General features: G+C 62.8%; 17 protein-coding genes. 8 read left to right on the top strand and 9 right to left on the bottom strand.

Annotation, left to right across the window (positions count from 1 at the left end; all coding sequences use genetic code 11):
* Positions 1-500: 500 nt before the first annotated feature.
* Entirely contained in the window at positions 501-803 is a 303-nt protein-coding gene (locus AC1MEK_RS20525) for a hypothetical protein (RefSeq protein ID WP_480398103.1), read from the bottom strand.
* On the opposite strand from AC1MEK_RS20525, the gene AC1MEK_RS20530 reads away from it, so the two are divergent.
* From AC1MEK_RS20530 to AC1MEK_RS20545, 4 genes are all read left to right on the top strand, one after another.
* Entirely contained in the window at positions 802-1,245 is a 444-nt protein-coding gene (locus AC1MEK_RS20530) for a GFA family protein (protein WP_480398104.1), read from the top strand. The genes AC1MEK_RS20525 and AC1MEK_RS20530 overlap by 2 nt on opposite strands.
* 49 nt (positions 1,246-1,294) lie before the next feature.
* Complete coding sequence (locus tag AC1MEK_RS20535; RefSeq protein ID WP_480398105.1) at positions 1,295-2,191, top strand: DMT family transporter; 897 nt, start codon at positions 1,295-1,297, stop codon at positions 2,189-2,191.
* 100 nt (positions 2,192-2,291) lie between these two features.
* Positions 2,292-2,510, top strand: a complete 219-nt coding sequence (locus tag AC1MEK_RS20540) for a DUF2790 domain-containing protein (RefSeq protein WP_480398106.1) — start codon at positions 2,292-2,294, stop codon at positions 2,508-2,510.
* A 48-nt stretch (positions 2,511-2,558) separates the two neighbouring features.
* Positions 2,559-3,074, top strand: a complete 516-nt coding sequence (locus AC1MEK_RS20545) for a DoxX family protein (protein ID WP_480398107.1) — start codon at positions 2,559-2,561, stop codon at positions 3,072-3,074.
* A 43-nt stretch (positions 3,075-3,117) separates the two neighbouring features.
* On the opposite strand, the gene AC1MEK_RS20550 is transcribed toward AC1MEK_RS20545, so the two are convergent.
* The 3 genes from AC1MEK_RS20550 to AC1MEK_RS20560 are packed head-to-tail and all read right to left on the bottom strand — an operon-like array spanning position 3,118 to position 4,580.
* Complete coding sequence (locus tag AC1MEK_RS20550; protein WP_480398108.1) at positions 3,118-3,573, bottom strand: DoxX family protein; 456 nt, start codon at positions 3,571-3,573, stop codon at positions 3,118-3,120.
* Positions 3,574-3,578: 5 nt separating this feature from the next.
* Positions 3,579-3,797: a tautomerase family protein gene (locus AC1MEK_RS20555; protein ID WP_480398109.1), complete on the bottom strand. Its 219-nt coding sequence runs from the start codon at positions 3,795-3,797 to the stop codon at positions 3,579-3,581.
* A gap of 42 nt (positions 3,798-3,839) precedes the next feature.
* Positions 3,840-4,580: an SDR family oxidoreductase gene (locus AC1MEK_RS20560; protein WP_480398110.1), complete on the bottom strand. Its 741-nt coding sequence runs from the start codon at positions 4,578-4,580 to the stop codon at positions 3,840-3,842.
* A 116-nt stretch (positions 4,581-4,696) separates the two neighbouring features.
* Between AC1MEK_RS20560 and AC1MEK_RS20565 the strand changes: the two genes are divergently transcribed.
* Complete coding sequence (locus AC1MEK_RS20565) at positions 4,697-5,626, top strand: LysR family transcriptional regulator (RefSeq protein WP_480398111.1); 930 nt, start codon at positions 4,697-4,699, stop codon at positions 5,624-5,626.
* A gap of 21 nt (positions 5,627-5,647) precedes the next feature.
* On the opposite strand, the gene AC1MEK_RS20570 is transcribed toward AC1MEK_RS20565, so the two are convergent.
* The 5 genes from AC1MEK_RS20570 to mobA all read right to left on the bottom strand — a co-directional run bounded on the left by AC1MEK_RS20570 (position 5,648) and on the right by mobA (position 10,935).
* The gene (locus AC1MEK_RS20570; protein WP_480398112.1) at positions 5,648-8,110 is read right to left on the bottom strand and encodes a TonB-dependent siderophore receptor; all 2,463 of its coding nucleotides are present in this window, start codon (positions 8,108-8,110) and stop codon (positions 5,648-5,650) included.
* A 94-nt stretch (positions 8,111-8,204) separates the two neighbouring features.
* Positions 8,205-9,185 (bottom strand): FecR domain-containing protein, encoded by a 981-nt coding sequence (locus AC1MEK_RS20575; protein ID WP_480398113.1) that lies wholly within the window; start codon positions 9,183-9,185, stop codon positions 8,205-8,207.
* On the bottom strand, positions 9,185-9,730 hold the full coding sequence (locus tag AC1MEK_RS20580) for a sigma-70 family RNA polymerase sigma factor (RefSeq protein ID WP_480398114.1): 546 nt from the start codon (positions 9,728-9,730) through the stop codon (positions 9,185-9,187). The genes AC1MEK_RS20575 and AC1MEK_RS20580 overlap by 1 nt, the downstream gene beginning before the upstream one ends.
* Positions 9,731-10,028: 298 nt before the next feature.
* Positions 10,029-10,253: a YgdI/YgdR family lipoprotein gene (locus AC1MEK_RS20585; protein WP_480398115.1), complete on the bottom strand. Its 225-nt coding sequence runs from the start codon at positions 10,251-10,253 to the stop codon at positions 10,029-10,031.
* A gap of 88 nt (positions 10,254-10,341) precedes the next feature.
* Positions 10,342-10,935, bottom strand: coding sequence for a molybdenum cofactor guanylyltransferase MobA (gene mobA, locus AC1MEK_RS20590; RefSeq protein ID WP_480398116.1), 594 nt, complete (start codon positions 10,933-10,935; stop codon positions 10,342-10,344).
* An 88-nt stretch (positions 10,936-11,023) separates the two neighbouring features.
* On the opposite strand from mobA, the gene moaB reads away from it, so the two are divergent.
* From moaB to AC1MEK_RS20605, 3 genes are all read left to right on the top strand, one after another.
* Positions 11,024-11,563 (top strand): molybdenum cofactor biosynthesis protein B, encoded by a 540-nt coding sequence (gene moaB / locus AC1MEK_RS20595; RefSeq protein ID WP_480398117.1) that lies wholly within the window; start codon positions 11,024-11,026, stop codon positions 11,561-11,563.
* Between the two features lie 6 nt (positions 11,564-11,569).
* Positions 11,570-12,784: a molybdopterin molybdotransferase MoeA gene (locus tag AC1MEK_RS20600; protein WP_480398118.1), complete on the top strand. Its 1,215-nt coding sequence runs from the start codon at positions 11,570-11,572 to the stop codon at positions 12,782-12,784.
* Between the two features lie 91 nt (positions 12,785-12,875).
* Positions 12,876-13,808, top strand: a complete 933-nt coding sequence (locus AC1MEK_RS20605; RefSeq protein WP_480398119.1) for a glycosyltransferase family 2 protein — start codon at positions 12,876-12,878, stop codon at positions 13,806-13,808.
* Positions 13,809-13,867: the final 59 nt, after the last annotated feature.

A 13,867-nucleotide genomic window follows, 5' to 3' on the forward strand; every position in this document is an offset into this window, starting at 1 on the left:
TCTCGGCCCGGTAGATCAAGAGCGCTCTTCCTAACGTCAGATCTGTTTCGACTTCGTCGAGTTACTTGGAAAAGACCCCCAAGTAACCAAGGGGTCTTGCTCCTGGTTTGGGTCCGACTGCGTCGGACTTCCTTCATTCCGCTCTCGTTCCGTGGGCACGGCGCGAAAGGGCCATCCATGGCCCACGCGCCTCTCGCGACATCCTGTCGCTCGTCCCACTCCACGAGAGCTCCATTCAGCCTGCACCCAAGTCGCGATTTGTGGTGTCTGAACCTGCGCGCACGAAGATCAAAATCAAAAGCAAATGGCTAACGCCATCGACCGGCTAACGCCGTCCCCGTAGCAGTCCGGCTTGCCGGCGTTCTGGCGCGCAGCGGCAGTAAAATCAGGCGACTTGGCCTTGTCAGGCAGACCGCGTGTACCGGATTTGCTGCCGCTACGCGCCAGACCGCCGGCAAGCCGTGCTGCTACGGGGTTGTTGTCGTCTGCCGAATCGTGGCTCAACCCGACCCTGTAGGAGTGAGCTTGCTCGCGAAGCCGTTGCCGTTGCCGTTGCCGTTGCCGTTGCCGTTGCTTTTGATCTTCGTGCACAAAAAGTTCAGACACCACAAATCGCGACTTGGGTGCAGGCCAAACCAGGAGCAAAAGCCCTTGGTTACTTGGGGCTTTTCCAAGTAACTCGACGAAGTCGAAACAGGTCTGACGTTAGGAAGAGCGCCTTTGATCTTCGCCGCAACGAAGTAACGAAGCCTGAAGAATGCACTATCATCGGCCCACTCATCCCACATGAGACGTAAGCCCATGCAAGCCGATCAAAACCAATACCAAGGCCGCTGCCACTGCGGCACCGTACGTTTCCATGTACGCCTGACCGACGGCCTGAACACCGCCCGCCGCTGCAACTGCACCTACTGCCGCATGCGTGGCGCGGTGGCGGTCAGTGCGCAGCTCAAGGACTTTCAGATCACCGCAGGCGCCGAGGCACTGACGCTCTACCAGTTCCACACCAACACCGCGAAGCACTACTTCTGCTCCCGCTGCGGCATCTACACCCATCACCAGCGCCGCTCCAACCCCGAGCAATTCGGCATCAACGCCGCCTGCCTGGACGGCGTCAGCCCGTTCGATTTCGCCGAAGTCATGGTCTGTGACGGCGTGCAGCATCCCTCGGATCGCGAGGCCGGGAAGGGCAGCGAATTCGTCGGCGTGTTGCGCTTCGTACCTTCACAAGAGGTCGAGGACTGAGCAGCGGCTTCACCCCAACACGTCATTTCTAAACGGGACCACCCTGAGAATGAACGAAAGAACAATAAGAACAGCCGCCCCATGGGCGGGGAAATCATGGATCTGGCTGGCGGTGTTCAGCCTTGTCGCCTTCGGCGCCAACTCGATTCTGTGCCGCTTGGCTCTCAAGCAGGAGGGGATTGCGCCCGAGGTGTTCACCGCCATTCGCCTGGCCAGCGGCTGCCTGGCGTTGCTCTGGTTGCTGCGGCGCAAACTGCCGGCTGCCAGGGTCGGCGGTAGCTGGAAGGGCGGGCTGGCACTGTATCTGTACGCGTATCTGTTTTCGGTGGCCTATGTGCACCTGGAGACGGGGCCCGGTGCGCTGGTGCTGTTCGGTTCGGTGCAGATCACCATGTTCCTGTGCAGCTGGGCGGGCGGCGAGAAGCTCAGGCCCAGGGTAATGCTCGGGATGCCCATCGCCTTTGCCGGGCTTGTGATGTTGCTGTTGCCGGGAGCGAGCGCGCCGCCTTTGGGCAGTACGCTGGTGATGGTGGTGTCGGGCGCGGCGTGGGGCGCGTATTCGTTGCTTGGCAAAGCGTCGTCGACACCGCTGGTCGACACCGCAGGCAATTTCCTCAGAAGCCTGGTGTTCCTGCCGCTTCTATTGCTGATCATCGCCCTCAACGGCCTGCCTCACCTGAGCGTGGCGGGTGTGTTGTATGCGCTGGGGTCGGGCGTCGTGGCGTCGGGTGCCGGTTATGCGGCGTGGTACTCGGTGGTCAGGCACCTGGCCGGGCAACAGGCCGCGACCCTGCAGCTGTGCGTGCCGATCATCGCTTCGGCGGGTGGGGTGTTGCTGCTCAGCGAGCCGATGACCCTGCGTCTGGTCATTGCTTCTGCGGTGGTGCTGGGCGGGATCGCGGTTGCACTTCTTCCGTCGCGCAATAAGGTATCGGCGACTAAATAATTCTTCATTTTTGAATATCTTTCCCGTTCAAGGGCGTTAACGATGACTTAACGCCCTGATCCCAGAGTGACTATCTCATTAGTTCAGTCGAGATATCACCATGCGCATGAAAATCATGATGCTGTTTGCTGTGCTTTTTCTTGGGATTCAAACGGTGAATGCCTCGCAGATACCGGATATTCAGGAAGTGCTCAGTGTGTCTGTCGATCCAGTGCCTTGCGGTATCACTGATGCCGTCATGACCTACAAGGATTCCCAGGGTCAACAGCAAACCTATTCCTATAAAACCTGGAACTATAACTGCAACCAACAGCAGTAAGTTCTCCCCAATTACCGATTGATGACCTGCCAGAAGAGGACCGTCAGCATGAGTTCATTCTCTGCGTTCGCCCGTCGCCATCGCGCCCTGATCAACGCCCTGATGGGCTTCTCCAACCCGCAAACTCTGCGCCGTTGGGCGCCTGTCGCCATTCGGCTGATCGTCGGCTATGGCTTCATGGCCCATGGGTTTGCCAAATTATTGAGAGGACCTGAGACCTTCACTGTCGTACTCCAGGCCATGGGCCTGCCCTTTGCTTCATTGTTGTCGTGGGCAACGGTGGCGGTGGAAATTCTCGGTGGACTTGCCATATTGCTCGGCGCTTTTATTACGCTGGCCAGTATTCCAATGATTATCGTGTTGCTGGTGGCGATATTTACTGTGCATCTGCCTTACGGATTCAGCTCGATCAAGATTTTGTCGTATGACGCCAGTGGCGCTCATTTCGGGCAGCCGGGTTATGAAACGGACCTATTGTATGTGGCCGGTATTGTGTCGCTGATGATAAGCGGAGCCGGGCCCTTTGCACTGGATAGTGTTGTGAGACGATGGCTGGCGCGCTGAGTTTATTAAGTGCGTATTAAGTAACCCTCGGGTTTTAAATGCATCACGCAAAACGCCGCCCAAGATACGCATCCAGCCCGAACGCACCGCTGCCCCGGGCGAACATATAGCTCGCCAGAAAGCCCATCAGCACCGGGTACTCGATGCCGCGGTCGATCCACGCCCAGGTCGGGCCCATGGCGTAGCTGATCGCGACCATCTCCAGGGCGAGCAGCAGGGCGACGATGCGGGTGGCGAAGCCGAAGGCGAGCATCACCGCGCCGACGGTTTCCAGCATCATCACCAGCAGCGCCAGTTGCGGGGCGAAGGGCAGGCCCATGACGTTTTCGATCAGGTTGATTGACGAGGCCATGGGATTGGCCATCGAACCGTGGGCGTCACCCACGGCCTTGGGCAGGCCATGGGTGAAGAGGATGGCCGCAAAGGCCACCCGCAGCATGGCGTACAGGCCCGGTTCAAGCAGCGTGCCGTTGCGGTACAACGCCCAGAGCCGGTTCATGGCGGTTACTCCTGGGGGCGGCGCAAACCGACCTTTTCCAGGGTCAGGGTTTCGTCTGCGCGTCCCCAGCCGCCGTCCGCCACTTCTTCCACCAGCACCATGGAATAGGGGCGGGCGCCTTCGCCGAAGTATTCGACGAACATGGCGGTGGTGCGGTGAATGATTTCTTCCTTGCGTTCGGCGGAGATCATCCCTTCAGGGAATTTGAAGTTGGCAAATGGCATGTCAGTGTCCTCGTGGGTCGGTAAGGGAAGTAAAAAGATGACTCAGGCAAAGCCGCCGTTGGCGCGCAGTACCTGGGAGTTGATCCAGCCGCCATCGGGCCCGGCGAGGAAGGCCACCGCAGCGGCGATGTCTTCGGGCGTGCCCAGGCGTTCAAGCGGGGCGAGGCTGGTGATGTGTTTGATCTGCTCAGCGCTTTTGCCTTCGAAAAACAGCTCGGTGCCCACCGGCCCCGGTGCCACGGCATTGACCGTGATCTGCCGGCCGCGCAGTTCGTTGGCCAGTACATGCACCAGGCCTTCGACGCCGGCCTTGGAGGCAATGTAAGGGCCGTAGGACGGGAACGACTTGGCGATCACGCTGGTGGTCAGGGCGATGATGCGCCCGCCACTTTCCACCTGGGCCGCCGCTTGGCCCAAGACCAGAAACGCGCCACGCAGGTTGGTGGCGATCATCCGGTCGAAGTCCGCCAGGCTGTTTTCATTGATCGGCGCCATGCTCATCACGCCGGCGCTGTTGACCACCACGTCGATGCGGCCGAACGCCTGTTTTGCGCCGTCGAACAGCGCCACGACGTCCTGCGGGTTGCCGACGTCGCCCTGGATGGCGATGGCCTTGCCGCCTGCGGCTTCAATGGCTTTCACCGTTTCTTCGGCCTTGCCGGCATTGCTGCTGTAGTTGATTGCCACCGCGAAACCGTCGGCGGCCAGGCGCAGGGCGATGGCTTTGCCGATGCCACGGGAGCCACCGGTGACGATGGCGGTCTTTTGCGTTTGCTCGTTCATGGGGTTCTCCTGATTCAAAGTGGGCTTGTCTGCCCTTGGAAACGATTCTGCTTGTTTGCGTGTACCGGATAAATCCCGCTAAATTGCCAAATCAATTCAACTGCAGACAACAATTCATGGACCGCTTCGAGTCGCTTCAGCTGTTCACCCGCATCGTCGAACTCAGCTCCTTCAGCCGCGCGGCGGCGGTGCTGGGCATTCCCCGGGCCACGGCTACCCACGCGATCAAGGAGCTGGAAGCCAGGCTGGGCATCCGCCTGCTGGAACGCACCACGCGGCACGTGCGGCCCACGGTCGACGGGCAGGCGTTCTATGAGCGCTGCGTGTTCGTGCTCAGCGAGCTGGACGACGCCGAGTCGTCCCTGCGCCATGTCGCGGCAAGCCCTCGCGGCGTGCTGCGGGTGGACATGCACGGCACCCACGCCACCCGCGTGGTGTTGCCCAGAGTCAATGAATTTCGCAGCCGCTATCCCGGTATAGACCTGACCGTCAGTGGCGGCGACCGCCTGGTGGACCTGGTGCGCGAGGGCGTCGATTGCGTGATCCGTGCCGGCACGCCGAAGGACTCGACACTGGTTGCGCGGCCGCTGGCAGTGATGCCGCAGGTGATCTGCGCCAGCCCCGAATACCTGGCCCGCTTCGGCATGCCAAAAACACCGGACGACCTGGCGGCCCATCAGGCCGTGCGCTTCTTCGCCAGCAACGGCGCAGTGGATTACCCGCTGGAGTTGCTGGTGGACGGCCAGATCCGCGAATTTCATCTGGACGGCTGGATGGCCGTGAACGAGGCGGAGAGTTACGTGGTGTGCGCGCTACAGGGCTGCGGCCTGATTCAGGTGCCGCGCTTTCATCTGGAGGAGTATTTGCAGGACGGGCGCCTGGTCGAGGTCTTGAGCGACTGGCCCAGCCCCGGCCTGTCGCTGTCGGCGATGTACCCGCACCATCGGCATCTGTCGCCGCGGGTGCGGGTGTTCATCGACTGGTTGTGCGAGATCTACGCCGAAGCCTTCGGGCCGCTGCCGACGGATTATCGGCTGGCGACTTGAGAGCCAGATCTGGAAGCTGGCTCAGAAACTGCCTTTGAGCGTGACCATGTAATTGCGCGGGTCACCGTAGTAGTTGCCGCCAGTGCGATTACCGACGGTCGCGTAGTAGGTCCTGTCGAACAGGTTGTTGCCGTTGAGCGCCACGCTCCAATGGTCATCGATGCGGTATTGAACGCGTGCATTCCACAGCGCGTAGCCTGGCTGTTCAGTCTTGACCCCGTTCAGGCGCGAGATTTCGCTCTGGGCTGTGACGCCACCACCCACGGTCCAGCGGCTCAGGTCATCGGCGAGCTGATAGTCGGTCCACAGCCGCAGCGAATGGCGCGGGATCAGAGTGTTGTAAGTGTTGCCGTTGCTCACTGCCACGTTCAGGCTGTCCACCGGGCTCAGGGTTTCGGTGGTGGTGTAGGTGTAACCCGCGCTGACCTGCAAGCGGTCGAGAGGCGACCCGTTGAGTTCCAGCTCTACGCCCTGGGCTCGGATCTTGCCGCTGTCGGCCGAGCAGGAGGCGCAGATTGTAGCGTCGTCGATGGCGACCGCAGCGTGCTCCTGGTACGTGCGGAACAGGTTCGCCGAGCCATTGAGTGCACCATCGAACCACTCGCCTTTGATTCCCAGCTCGTAGTTCTTGCCCGTCTTGGGATCGAGCACTTTGCCGTTGGCATCGATGTCGGACTGGGGCTGGAACACGTCGGCGTAGCTGGCGTACAGCGTCAGGTTTTGCGTGATGTCCAGCAAGATGCCTGCGAAGGGCGTGACCTGACCGGTTTCCCGGCGCTCGTCGGTGGGCGCGACGCCAAAGGCATGGCTGTCGTTGGTGTAGTGCCAGTCGCTGACTCGCCCTCCCAGCACCAACGTCAAGGGCTCAGCCAGTTTCAGGCGCAGGTTGGCGTAGGCGCCCTGTTGCTTGACCGTGGTCTTGCTCGGGTACGGCGCGCCGCCCCGATAGCTGTTGTCGACGATATCGCTGTCGCTGGGCTGGGTGAAATGGGTGGGATTGAAGATGTCCTCACGTTCTTGCAGGAATGACAGCGCCCAGACGTCGTGACTATGGGAATAGCTGGTGTTGGCGCCGACGGTCAGTTGGTGCTCAAGGCCAAAGGCGCGGAATTTGCCATCCAGATAACCGTCGAAGCCGTAGTCAACCGAGTCATAGTCGAACAACGCACCCAAGGCCTGTAGCGATGATGAGGTCGCGCCTGGTGCAACCGTGCCCGAACCTGCGCCTTGCACGTATTTCATGTTCTGCTGGTTGTGGGTCCAAGTCCCAGCCAGGCGTGCATTCCAGTCCTCGTTCAGCCGGTGTTTGACGTCGGCGAAAACAGTCGTGCGCTCGCTGTCCCAGTGGTTCCAGCTGGCGCCCAGGCAGGTGGAGCGCTTGAGCTTGATGTCCGAGCCGTCGCTGTAGCTGGGCAAGCCGCCGAAGCAGGGCGTGGCCTGCAGCTTTTCGTAGGCTAGGCCGATGCCGGCGGTGGTGTCGTCGTTGAAGTCATAGTCCAGCGCGCCGTAGGCGACCTGGTCTTCGCGCTTGCCGTAGTCGTAGAAATAGTGGCGACTCTGTTCGCCGACGATCGCCCGGCCGCGCAGGGTGCCGGTTTCGTTAAGCGGACCGCCGACGTCGATTTGCGTGCGGTAGTTGTCCCAGGTGCCGCCCGACAACGTGAGGGTGGTGGTCGGTGTGCTCTGGCCGCGTTTGCGCACCAGGTTCACTGCGCCAGCCGGGGTGCCCGCGCCCTGCATCATGCCCGCCGCGCCACGCAGGAATTCCACGTGGTCGTAGAAGGCCATGTCGCTGCTGAAACTGTTGGCCTGTACGTAGTTGGCGCCGACGTCCAGGGGCACGCCGTCGTACTGGAACGGCGCGTCCATCCTGAAACCGCGGGAGAAGAAATAACTGCCACCCATGGGCGAGCCTGCGACGGTCACCCCGGGCGTTTGCCCCAGCACCTGCTCGATGGTGTTGAGGTTCTGGTCGTCCATGCGCTTGCGGGTGATGACGGTTACCGACTGCGGCGTTTCCTTGATGCTGTGTTCGCCCTTGCCGAGGGTGATCAAGCCGGTGGTGTAGGAGCCCGTGCCTTCGGTGGTCGTGCCCAGGCGGCTATTGACGTTGATCGCGCTCAGTTCCATGGCCGAGGTGCTGGCCGCCTGCAGTCGGTACTGATTGTCGCCGGTCCGTTGTGCGGCCAGGCCGGTGCCGGCCAGCAGCATGGTCAGGCCCGCGTCCACTTCATAGCGGCCGTGCAGGCCTTGGCTGCTGCGCCCCTGGGCCATCTCGCTCAGGCCCACCAGGTAAATGCCCGATTCGCTGGCGAAACGCGACAGCACGTTGCTCAAGCCGCCGGCAGGAATGTCGTATTGGCGGGTGGCGGTTTCTGCGGCCAGCGCAGGCGTGGCTGGAAGCGAAACAGCGGCGACGCTCAGCAGGGCGGCGCACAGGCCTACGGGGGCGGTGAAGGGCGCGCGTTTGGGGCGATACAACATCGGTTCCTTGTCCTCGAGACGATGAGATGAGTAGGGATTCATCCCCTTAACCCGGCGAGGCGCACAAAAGCGGAACCGCATCGGCAAGATTATTTCAGGCGTTGCTGTTTTTTCCGCGCACCGTGGTCCACCACGACAGGCGGCGGTCTACTTCAATCGGCAACGAGGAAGCGAGGAACGACAGCGCGGCGTCGACATCGCGCAGGGGCAGGTTGCCGAACACCTTCAGCTGCGCGACTGCCGGGTCCACCGAAATGTGGCCGAGCCAATAACGCGACAGTTCGTCCAGCACCTCGCCCAGCGGGACGTCCTGGGCCAGCAGCATGCCCCGTGACCAGGCCTGGCGGGCCAGGTCCGCCGCTGTCGGGTCGGCCAGTGCACCGGCGCCGACACGCTGTTGTCTGCCAGCGGGAATGATCCGGGTTTCGCTGCTGTCCAGGCGGCTCACCTCGACGGCGCCGGCGAACACCGTCAGCTCCGTCTGCCGATCGTGCAAGCGCACGCTGAATTCGGTGCCCAGCGCGCGGAAGCGGCCTTGGGCGGTGCTGACGATAAACGGGCGCCGGGCATCGTGGGCGGTGTCGATCAGCACCTCGCCCATCAGCAGGCGCAGTGAGCGGGTTGCACCTGAGAAGTCGATGTCGAAGGCGGTGGTGGTGTTCAGCCAGACCCGAGTGCCATCGGGCAACTGCACCTTTTTCAGATCGCCGATGCCGCTGCGGTAGTCGGCTACCAGGCTGGCGCCCCAGATCGGCAGCGGCGTCAGGCGCCAGCTCGACCACATCGCACCGGCCCCGGCGAGCAGGGCGATGCTGCGCAGCACCGCGCGGCGGCGAACGCGCTGGTTGGCCAGCAGCAGGTTGTCCGCCGCGTGGCGTCGATCCGGGGCGTGCTGCAAGGGATCGAAGCGGCGGCTGATCGATTGCACCGCGTCCCAGGCGGTGCGGTGGGCAGGGTCGGCTTCGAGCCAGTGGCGCCACGCTGCATGTTGCGCCGCATCGGCCTCGCCACAGCGCAGCTCGGCGTACCACTCGGCAGCCTGTTCCATCACCTTGAACGCCGGTTGCGCAGCCATCAGCACAGCGGCTCGGCGTACAGCGCCTCGGCTTCGCTCGCGGCCTGCAACTGCAGGCAGCCGAGCATCGCCCGCGCCACATACTTGCGCACCATGCGGTCGGAAACGCCCAGCTCGGCGGCTACTTCGCGGTCGGTCATCTGACACACCACCGCCAGCACGAAGGCCTGGGCGGCCTTGGCCGGCAATTCGATGAGCATCTGGCCGACTTCCTGCAACGCCTGGAGCACCGCCGCACTGTGCTCGGCCGAGGGCATGCAGCCCTGCGGCTGCGCGGCCAGCGTGTCGAGCCAGGCCTGTTCGATCTCCCGGCGCTGCCAGAGGTTGATGCACATGCCATTGGCGATCTTGCGCAGATAACCTCTTGCTGCCAGCGCATTTTCGAACACCGGTTGTACCGGCTTGAGCAGCAGGCGCACGAAGGTGTCCTGGGCCAGGTCGGCGGCATCCGCCCTGGACCCCAGCCGCCACCCCAGCCACTGCCGCAGCCAGACGTGATGCTCGCCGTACAGCTGCTCGACGAAGGTGCAAGGAGGATTGGACATGGGAAGCCGCTTACCTGCGAAGGAGTATCAAAAGAGAATGATTTTCAACGGGGAGGGATTATTGAGAGGTTGCCGGGGAAAATCAATCCAGAGTCGGACACGAACCCTTAGTCGTGCGCAAATCCTGTAGGAGCGAATTCATTCGCGAAAAGGGTCCGATCGACACATATGCGTTGGATGCTGGAGCATTCGCGAATGAATTCGCTCCTACAGATGGGGGCCGGATCGGGATTATGAAAATTTCCAGGCAAAAAAAGACCCGCCATCAAGGCGGGTCTTTTTGGGGTTCAGCCTGGCATCACAGCTCTTTGACGGTACGAACCTGATCCTTGTTGATGCGGGTTTCCTTGCCGTCGAGTTGTTTGAACTCATAGAAACCGGACTCGTCATCGTACTTCGGCGTGTCCGTGGCCTGGATTTCGCGGCCATCGTTGAGCGTGATCACCGTTGGCGACGAGCAACCGGCGAGGGTGGCCAGGCCAAGTGCGAGCAGGAGGGCGGCGGGGATAGTCCGTTGTTTCATTACTGTGTCTCCGAGGGTGATTCTTTGTGTAGTAACGTTTCTGACGCAGGGGTTACCGGCAAAGTTCCATGAAAGTTGGTACGAGCGTTCAGGGGCTGATCTGCATCAAAAGTTCAGGCGTGTTCAGATTGGCCAGCCGTGGATCACCCGCCGGGCATTGCAACGCCACCGCGCCCAGCTCGGCCATGGTCCGCCGCGGGCTGCGCTGGCCCTCCTGCCAGTGGCGCTCGAACACGGGCGCGTGGGCCGTGGGGATGCAGCACAGCAGCGGCTCCCATTGCTCGCCCTGGCGCACCATCACCGGTTTGCCGGGATGCGCAGCGGCGCTGGAGCGCAGGTCCTGCAGCAGTTGCAGGTCCAGCAGCGGCGAGTCGCAAGGCATCACCAACACGTATTCATGCCGGGCCACCGCCAGGCCCGCGCGAATGCCCGCATAGGGGCCGGGAAAGTCGCTCTGGTCGTCGTGCACCAGGCGGTCGGCGAAGGCGGCGTACTGATCGAGATTGCGGTTGCAGGAGATGATCAGATCGTCGGTCAAGGGCCGGGTCAGGCGCTGCAGATGGGCGATCAAGGGCTCGCCGCGCCAGCTCAGCAGGCCCTTGTCGCGTCCGCCCATGCGCTGGCCGCGACCGCCGGCCAGCAGCAGGATCGAGCAGGGCGCGAGGTCACAGGTGGCAGTCATGCGGGCTCCTTGTGCAGGTGTCGGGCAGAGAAAAAAGGGGTGCTGTGATATAACACCGCTCTGTTTCCCCTACAACCGGACCTGCCCCATGAAAGCCAAGGCTGACACTCCTTTTGTGCCGCTCAACATCGCCGTGCTGACCGTCAGCGACACCCGCACCTTTGAAAACGATACGTCCGGGCAGATGTTCGTCGACCGCCTGACCGCCGCCGGGCACGGCCTGATCGAGCGCGTGCTGCTCAAGGACGACCTGTACAAGATCCGCGCCCAGGTCGCGACCTGGATCGCCGACGACGAAGTGCAAGTGGTGCTGATCACCGGCGGCACCGGTTTCACTGGCCGCGACAGCACCCCGGAAGCGGTGGCTTGCCTCCTGGACAAACAGGTCGAAGGCTTCGGCGAGTTGTTCCGGCAGATCTCGGTGGCCGACATCGGCACCTCCACCATTCAGTCCCGCGCTCTGGCGGGCCTGGCCAACGGTACGCTGGTGTGCTGCCTGCCGGGTTCGACCAATGCGGTGCGCACCGGCTGGGACGGCATTCTGGCCGATCAGCTGAACAACAGTTTCCGCCCGTGCAACTTCGTGCCGCACCTGAAAAAGGCCGAACCTTGCGCGACCCGTGGGTGAGCGCCGATGAGCAAGCCTGAAGTGCGCGGCCTGATGCCGGTCGAAGAGGCCATGGCGCAGCTGATGAGCCTGGCCGAGGCGGCGCCGATTCTCGAGAGCGAAACCGTGGCCCTGGCCGATGCTCAAGGAAGGGTGCTGGCCGACGACCTGATTTCCACCTTGGACCTGCCGCCTTGGCCCAACAGCGCCATGGACGGCTACGCCCTGCGCGTGGCCGACTGGACCGGCGAGCCCTTGCCGGTGAGCCAGCGGATTTTCGCCGGGCAGGCGCCGTTGCCATTGCAGCCGGGCACCTGCGCGCGGATCTTCACCGGCGCGCCGGTGCCGGAAGGCGCCGATTGCGTCGAGATGCAGGAAAACGCCGAGGTTCAGGCCGATGAGCGGGTGCGTTTCCTCGAAACCCTGAGCGTCGACCTGAACATCCGCCCCAAGGGCCAGGAAACCACGGTCGGCGACAAGGTGCTGGATGCCGGCACCGTCATGACCCCGGTAGAACTGGGGCTGGCGGCGACGCTGGGCCTCGGCCATCTGCAGGTCAAGCGGCGGGCGCGGGTGGCGGTGCTGTCCACCGGTGACGAGCTGATCGAGCCGGGCCAGGCGCTGGGGCCAGGGCAGATCTACAACAGCAACCGCGTGCTGCTGTGCATCTGGCTCAAGCGCCTGGGCTGCGAGGTGGTGGATGCGGGCATCTTGCCGGACAATCTTGAGCAGACCCGCGCGGCACTGGGCGCGCTGGGGGATGTGGACCTGATCCTGTCCACCGGCGGCGTATCGGTGGGCGAGGCGGATTTCCTCGGCCATGCCCTGCGCGAGGAAGGCGAGATCGCCCTGTGGAAACTGGCGATCAAGCCGGGCAAGCCGCTGACCTTCGGTCATTACCGTGGCGTGCCGGTGATCGGCCTGCCGGGCAACCCGGCCTCGACCCTGGTGACCTTCGCGCTGCTGGCGCGGCCTTATCTGCTGCGCAGACTGGGTGTGCAGCAGGTCACGCCGCTCAAGTTCAAGGTGCCTGCCGGGTTCGTCTGGCCCAAGCCGGGCAACCGCCGCGAGTACCTGCGCGGGCGCCTGGAGCAGGGCCGGCTGATCGCCTACCGCAACCAGAGTTCGGGTGTGCTGCGCAGCGCGGCCTGGGCCGATGGCCTGATCGAGGTGATCGAAGGCACGACGGTGGCCGAAGGCGACTTGCTGGACTTCATTCCGTTGAGCGAGGTGATGGGCTGACGAGCGGTTGGATCCAAAATCTGGATCCTGCGCTACCCTCAAAAGAGTGTCATGACAAATGGGCATCATGTCGTTGCTCCGGAGTATTGTTATGCAGTCTTTGCGCGTCGCCTGCGTTATTCCCACCTATAACGGACGCCGGGAACTTGAGCGATTGCTCACGTCCCTGTGGGCCCAGACCGCTGAATTCGATACGCTGATCGTCGATTCCAGCTCCACGGACGGCACCCTGGAGCTGGCGCGCTCGCGCTGCAGCCAGGTGGTGCAGATCGAGCCCAAGGCGTTCAATCACGGCGCCACCCGGCAGATGATGGCCGACCGATACCCTCAATACGATGTATTGGTCTACCTGACCCAGGACGCCTATCTGGAAGACCCCCGCGCGGTGGAGATGCTGCTCGAGCCTTTCGAGGACCAGCTGGTGGGCGCAGTCTGCGGCCGCCAGGTGCCGCATCTGGAGGCCACGGTGCTGTCGCAGCACGCGCGCTGGTTCAACTACCCGCCGGTGTCACGGGTCAAGAGCCTGGCCGATGTTCCGGAACTGGGGATCAAGGTGCCGTTCATGTCCAACTCGTTCGCCGCCTATCGCTGCAACGCCCTGCGCGCGGTGGGTGGATTTCCACGGCATGTGATCCTCTCCGAAGACATGTACGTGGCGGCGAAGATGCTGCTGTCGCACTGGAAAGTCGCCTATCAGGGCTCGGCGGTGTGCCGGCATTCCCACAACTACAGCTTGCGCGAAGAGTTTCGCCGTTACTTCGACATCGGCGTGTTTCAGGCCCGCGAGTCGTGGATTCATGCCCGGTTCGGCGGCGCCCGGGCCGAAGGGCTGCGTTATGTGCGCTCGGAGCTGGATTTTCTCGGCCTGCGCAGGTTTTACCTGTGGCCCGCGTCGCTGCTGCGCAATGGCCTGAAACTGCTGGCGTTCAAGCTGGGCAAGGAGGAGGCGCGGCTGTCGCGACCGCTGAAACGCAAGCTGGGGATGTACAAGCGGTTCTGGGACAGCGAGCACGCTCGCCGGTGATGCGTTTGCAAACAGCAGTCATGGATGATTCGTGCGTCTGACGCACTCATACACTGCCC

It is taken from the genome of Pseudomonas sp. 2 (assembly GCF_056627435.1).

Bases quoted from the DNA above. Each gene is read 5' to 3' on its own strand.
- AC1MEK_RS20530 (WP_480398104.1), top strand. From the start codon at position 802: ATGCAAGCCGATCAAAACCAATACCAAGGCCGCTGCCACTGCGGCACC.
- AC1MEK_RS20525 (WP_480398103.1), bottom strand. From the start codon at position 803: ATGGGCTTACGTCTCATGTGGGATGAGTGGGCCGATGATAGTGCATTC.
- AC1MEK_RS20535 (WP_480398105.1), top strand. From the start codon at position 1,295: ATGAACGAAAGAACAATAAGAACAGCCGCCCCATGGGCGGGGAAATCA.
- AC1MEK_RS20540 (WP_480398106.1), top strand. From the start codon at position 2,292: ATGCGCATGAAAATCATGATGCTGTTTGCTGTGCTTTTTCTTGGGATT.
- AC1MEK_RS20545 (WP_480398107.1), top strand. From the start codon at position 2,559: ATGAGTTCATTCTCTGCGTTCGCCCGTCGCCATCGCGCCCTGATCAAC.
- AC1MEK_RS20550 (WP_480398108.1), bottom strand. From the start codon at position 3,573: ATGAACCGGCTCTGGGCGTTGTACCGCAACGGCACGCTGCTTGAACCG.
- AC1MEK_RS20555 (WP_480398109.1), bottom strand. From the start codon at position 3,797: ATGCCATTTGCCAACTTCAAATTCCCTGAAGGGATGATCTCCGCCGAA.
- AC1MEK_RS20560 (WP_480398110.1), bottom strand. From the start codon at position 4,580: ATGAACGAGCAAACGCAAAAGACCGCCATCGTCACCGGTGGCTCCCGT.
- AC1MEK_RS20565 (WP_480398111.1), top strand. From the start codon at position 4,697: ATGGACCGCTTCGAGTCGCTTCAGCTGTTCACCCGCATCGTCGAACTC.
- AC1MEK_RS20570 (WP_480398112.1), bottom strand. From the start codon at position 8,110: ATGTTGTATCGCCCCAAACGCGCGCCCTTCACCGCCCCCGTAGGCCTG.
- AC1MEK_RS20575 (WP_480398113.1), bottom strand. From the start codon at position 9,185: ATGGCTGCGCAACCGGCGTTCAAGGTGATGGAACAGGCTGCCGAGTGG.
- AC1MEK_RS20580 (WP_480398114.1), bottom strand. From the start codon at position 9,730: ATGTCCAATCCTCCTTGCACCTTCGTCGAGCAGCTGTACGGCGAGCAT.
- AC1MEK_RS20585 (WP_480398115.1), bottom strand. From the start codon at position 10,253: ATGAAACAACGGACTATCCCCGCCGCCCTCCTGCTCGCACTTGGCCTG.
- mobA (WP_480398116.1), bottom strand. From the start codon at position 10,935: ATGACTGCCACCTGTGACCTCGCGCCCTGCTCGATCCTGCTGCTGGCC.
- moaB (WP_480398117.1), top strand. From the start codon at position 11,024: ATGAAAGCCAAGGCTGACACTCCTTTTGTGCCGCTCAACATCGCCGTG.
- AC1MEK_RS20600 (WP_480398118.1), top strand. From the start codon at position 11,570: ATGAGCAAGCCTGAAGTGCGCGGCCTGATGCCGGTCGAAGAGGCCATG.
- AC1MEK_RS20605 (WP_480398119.1), top strand. From the start codon at position 12,876: ATGCAGTCTTTGCGCGTCGCCTGCGTTATTCCCACCTATAACGGACGC.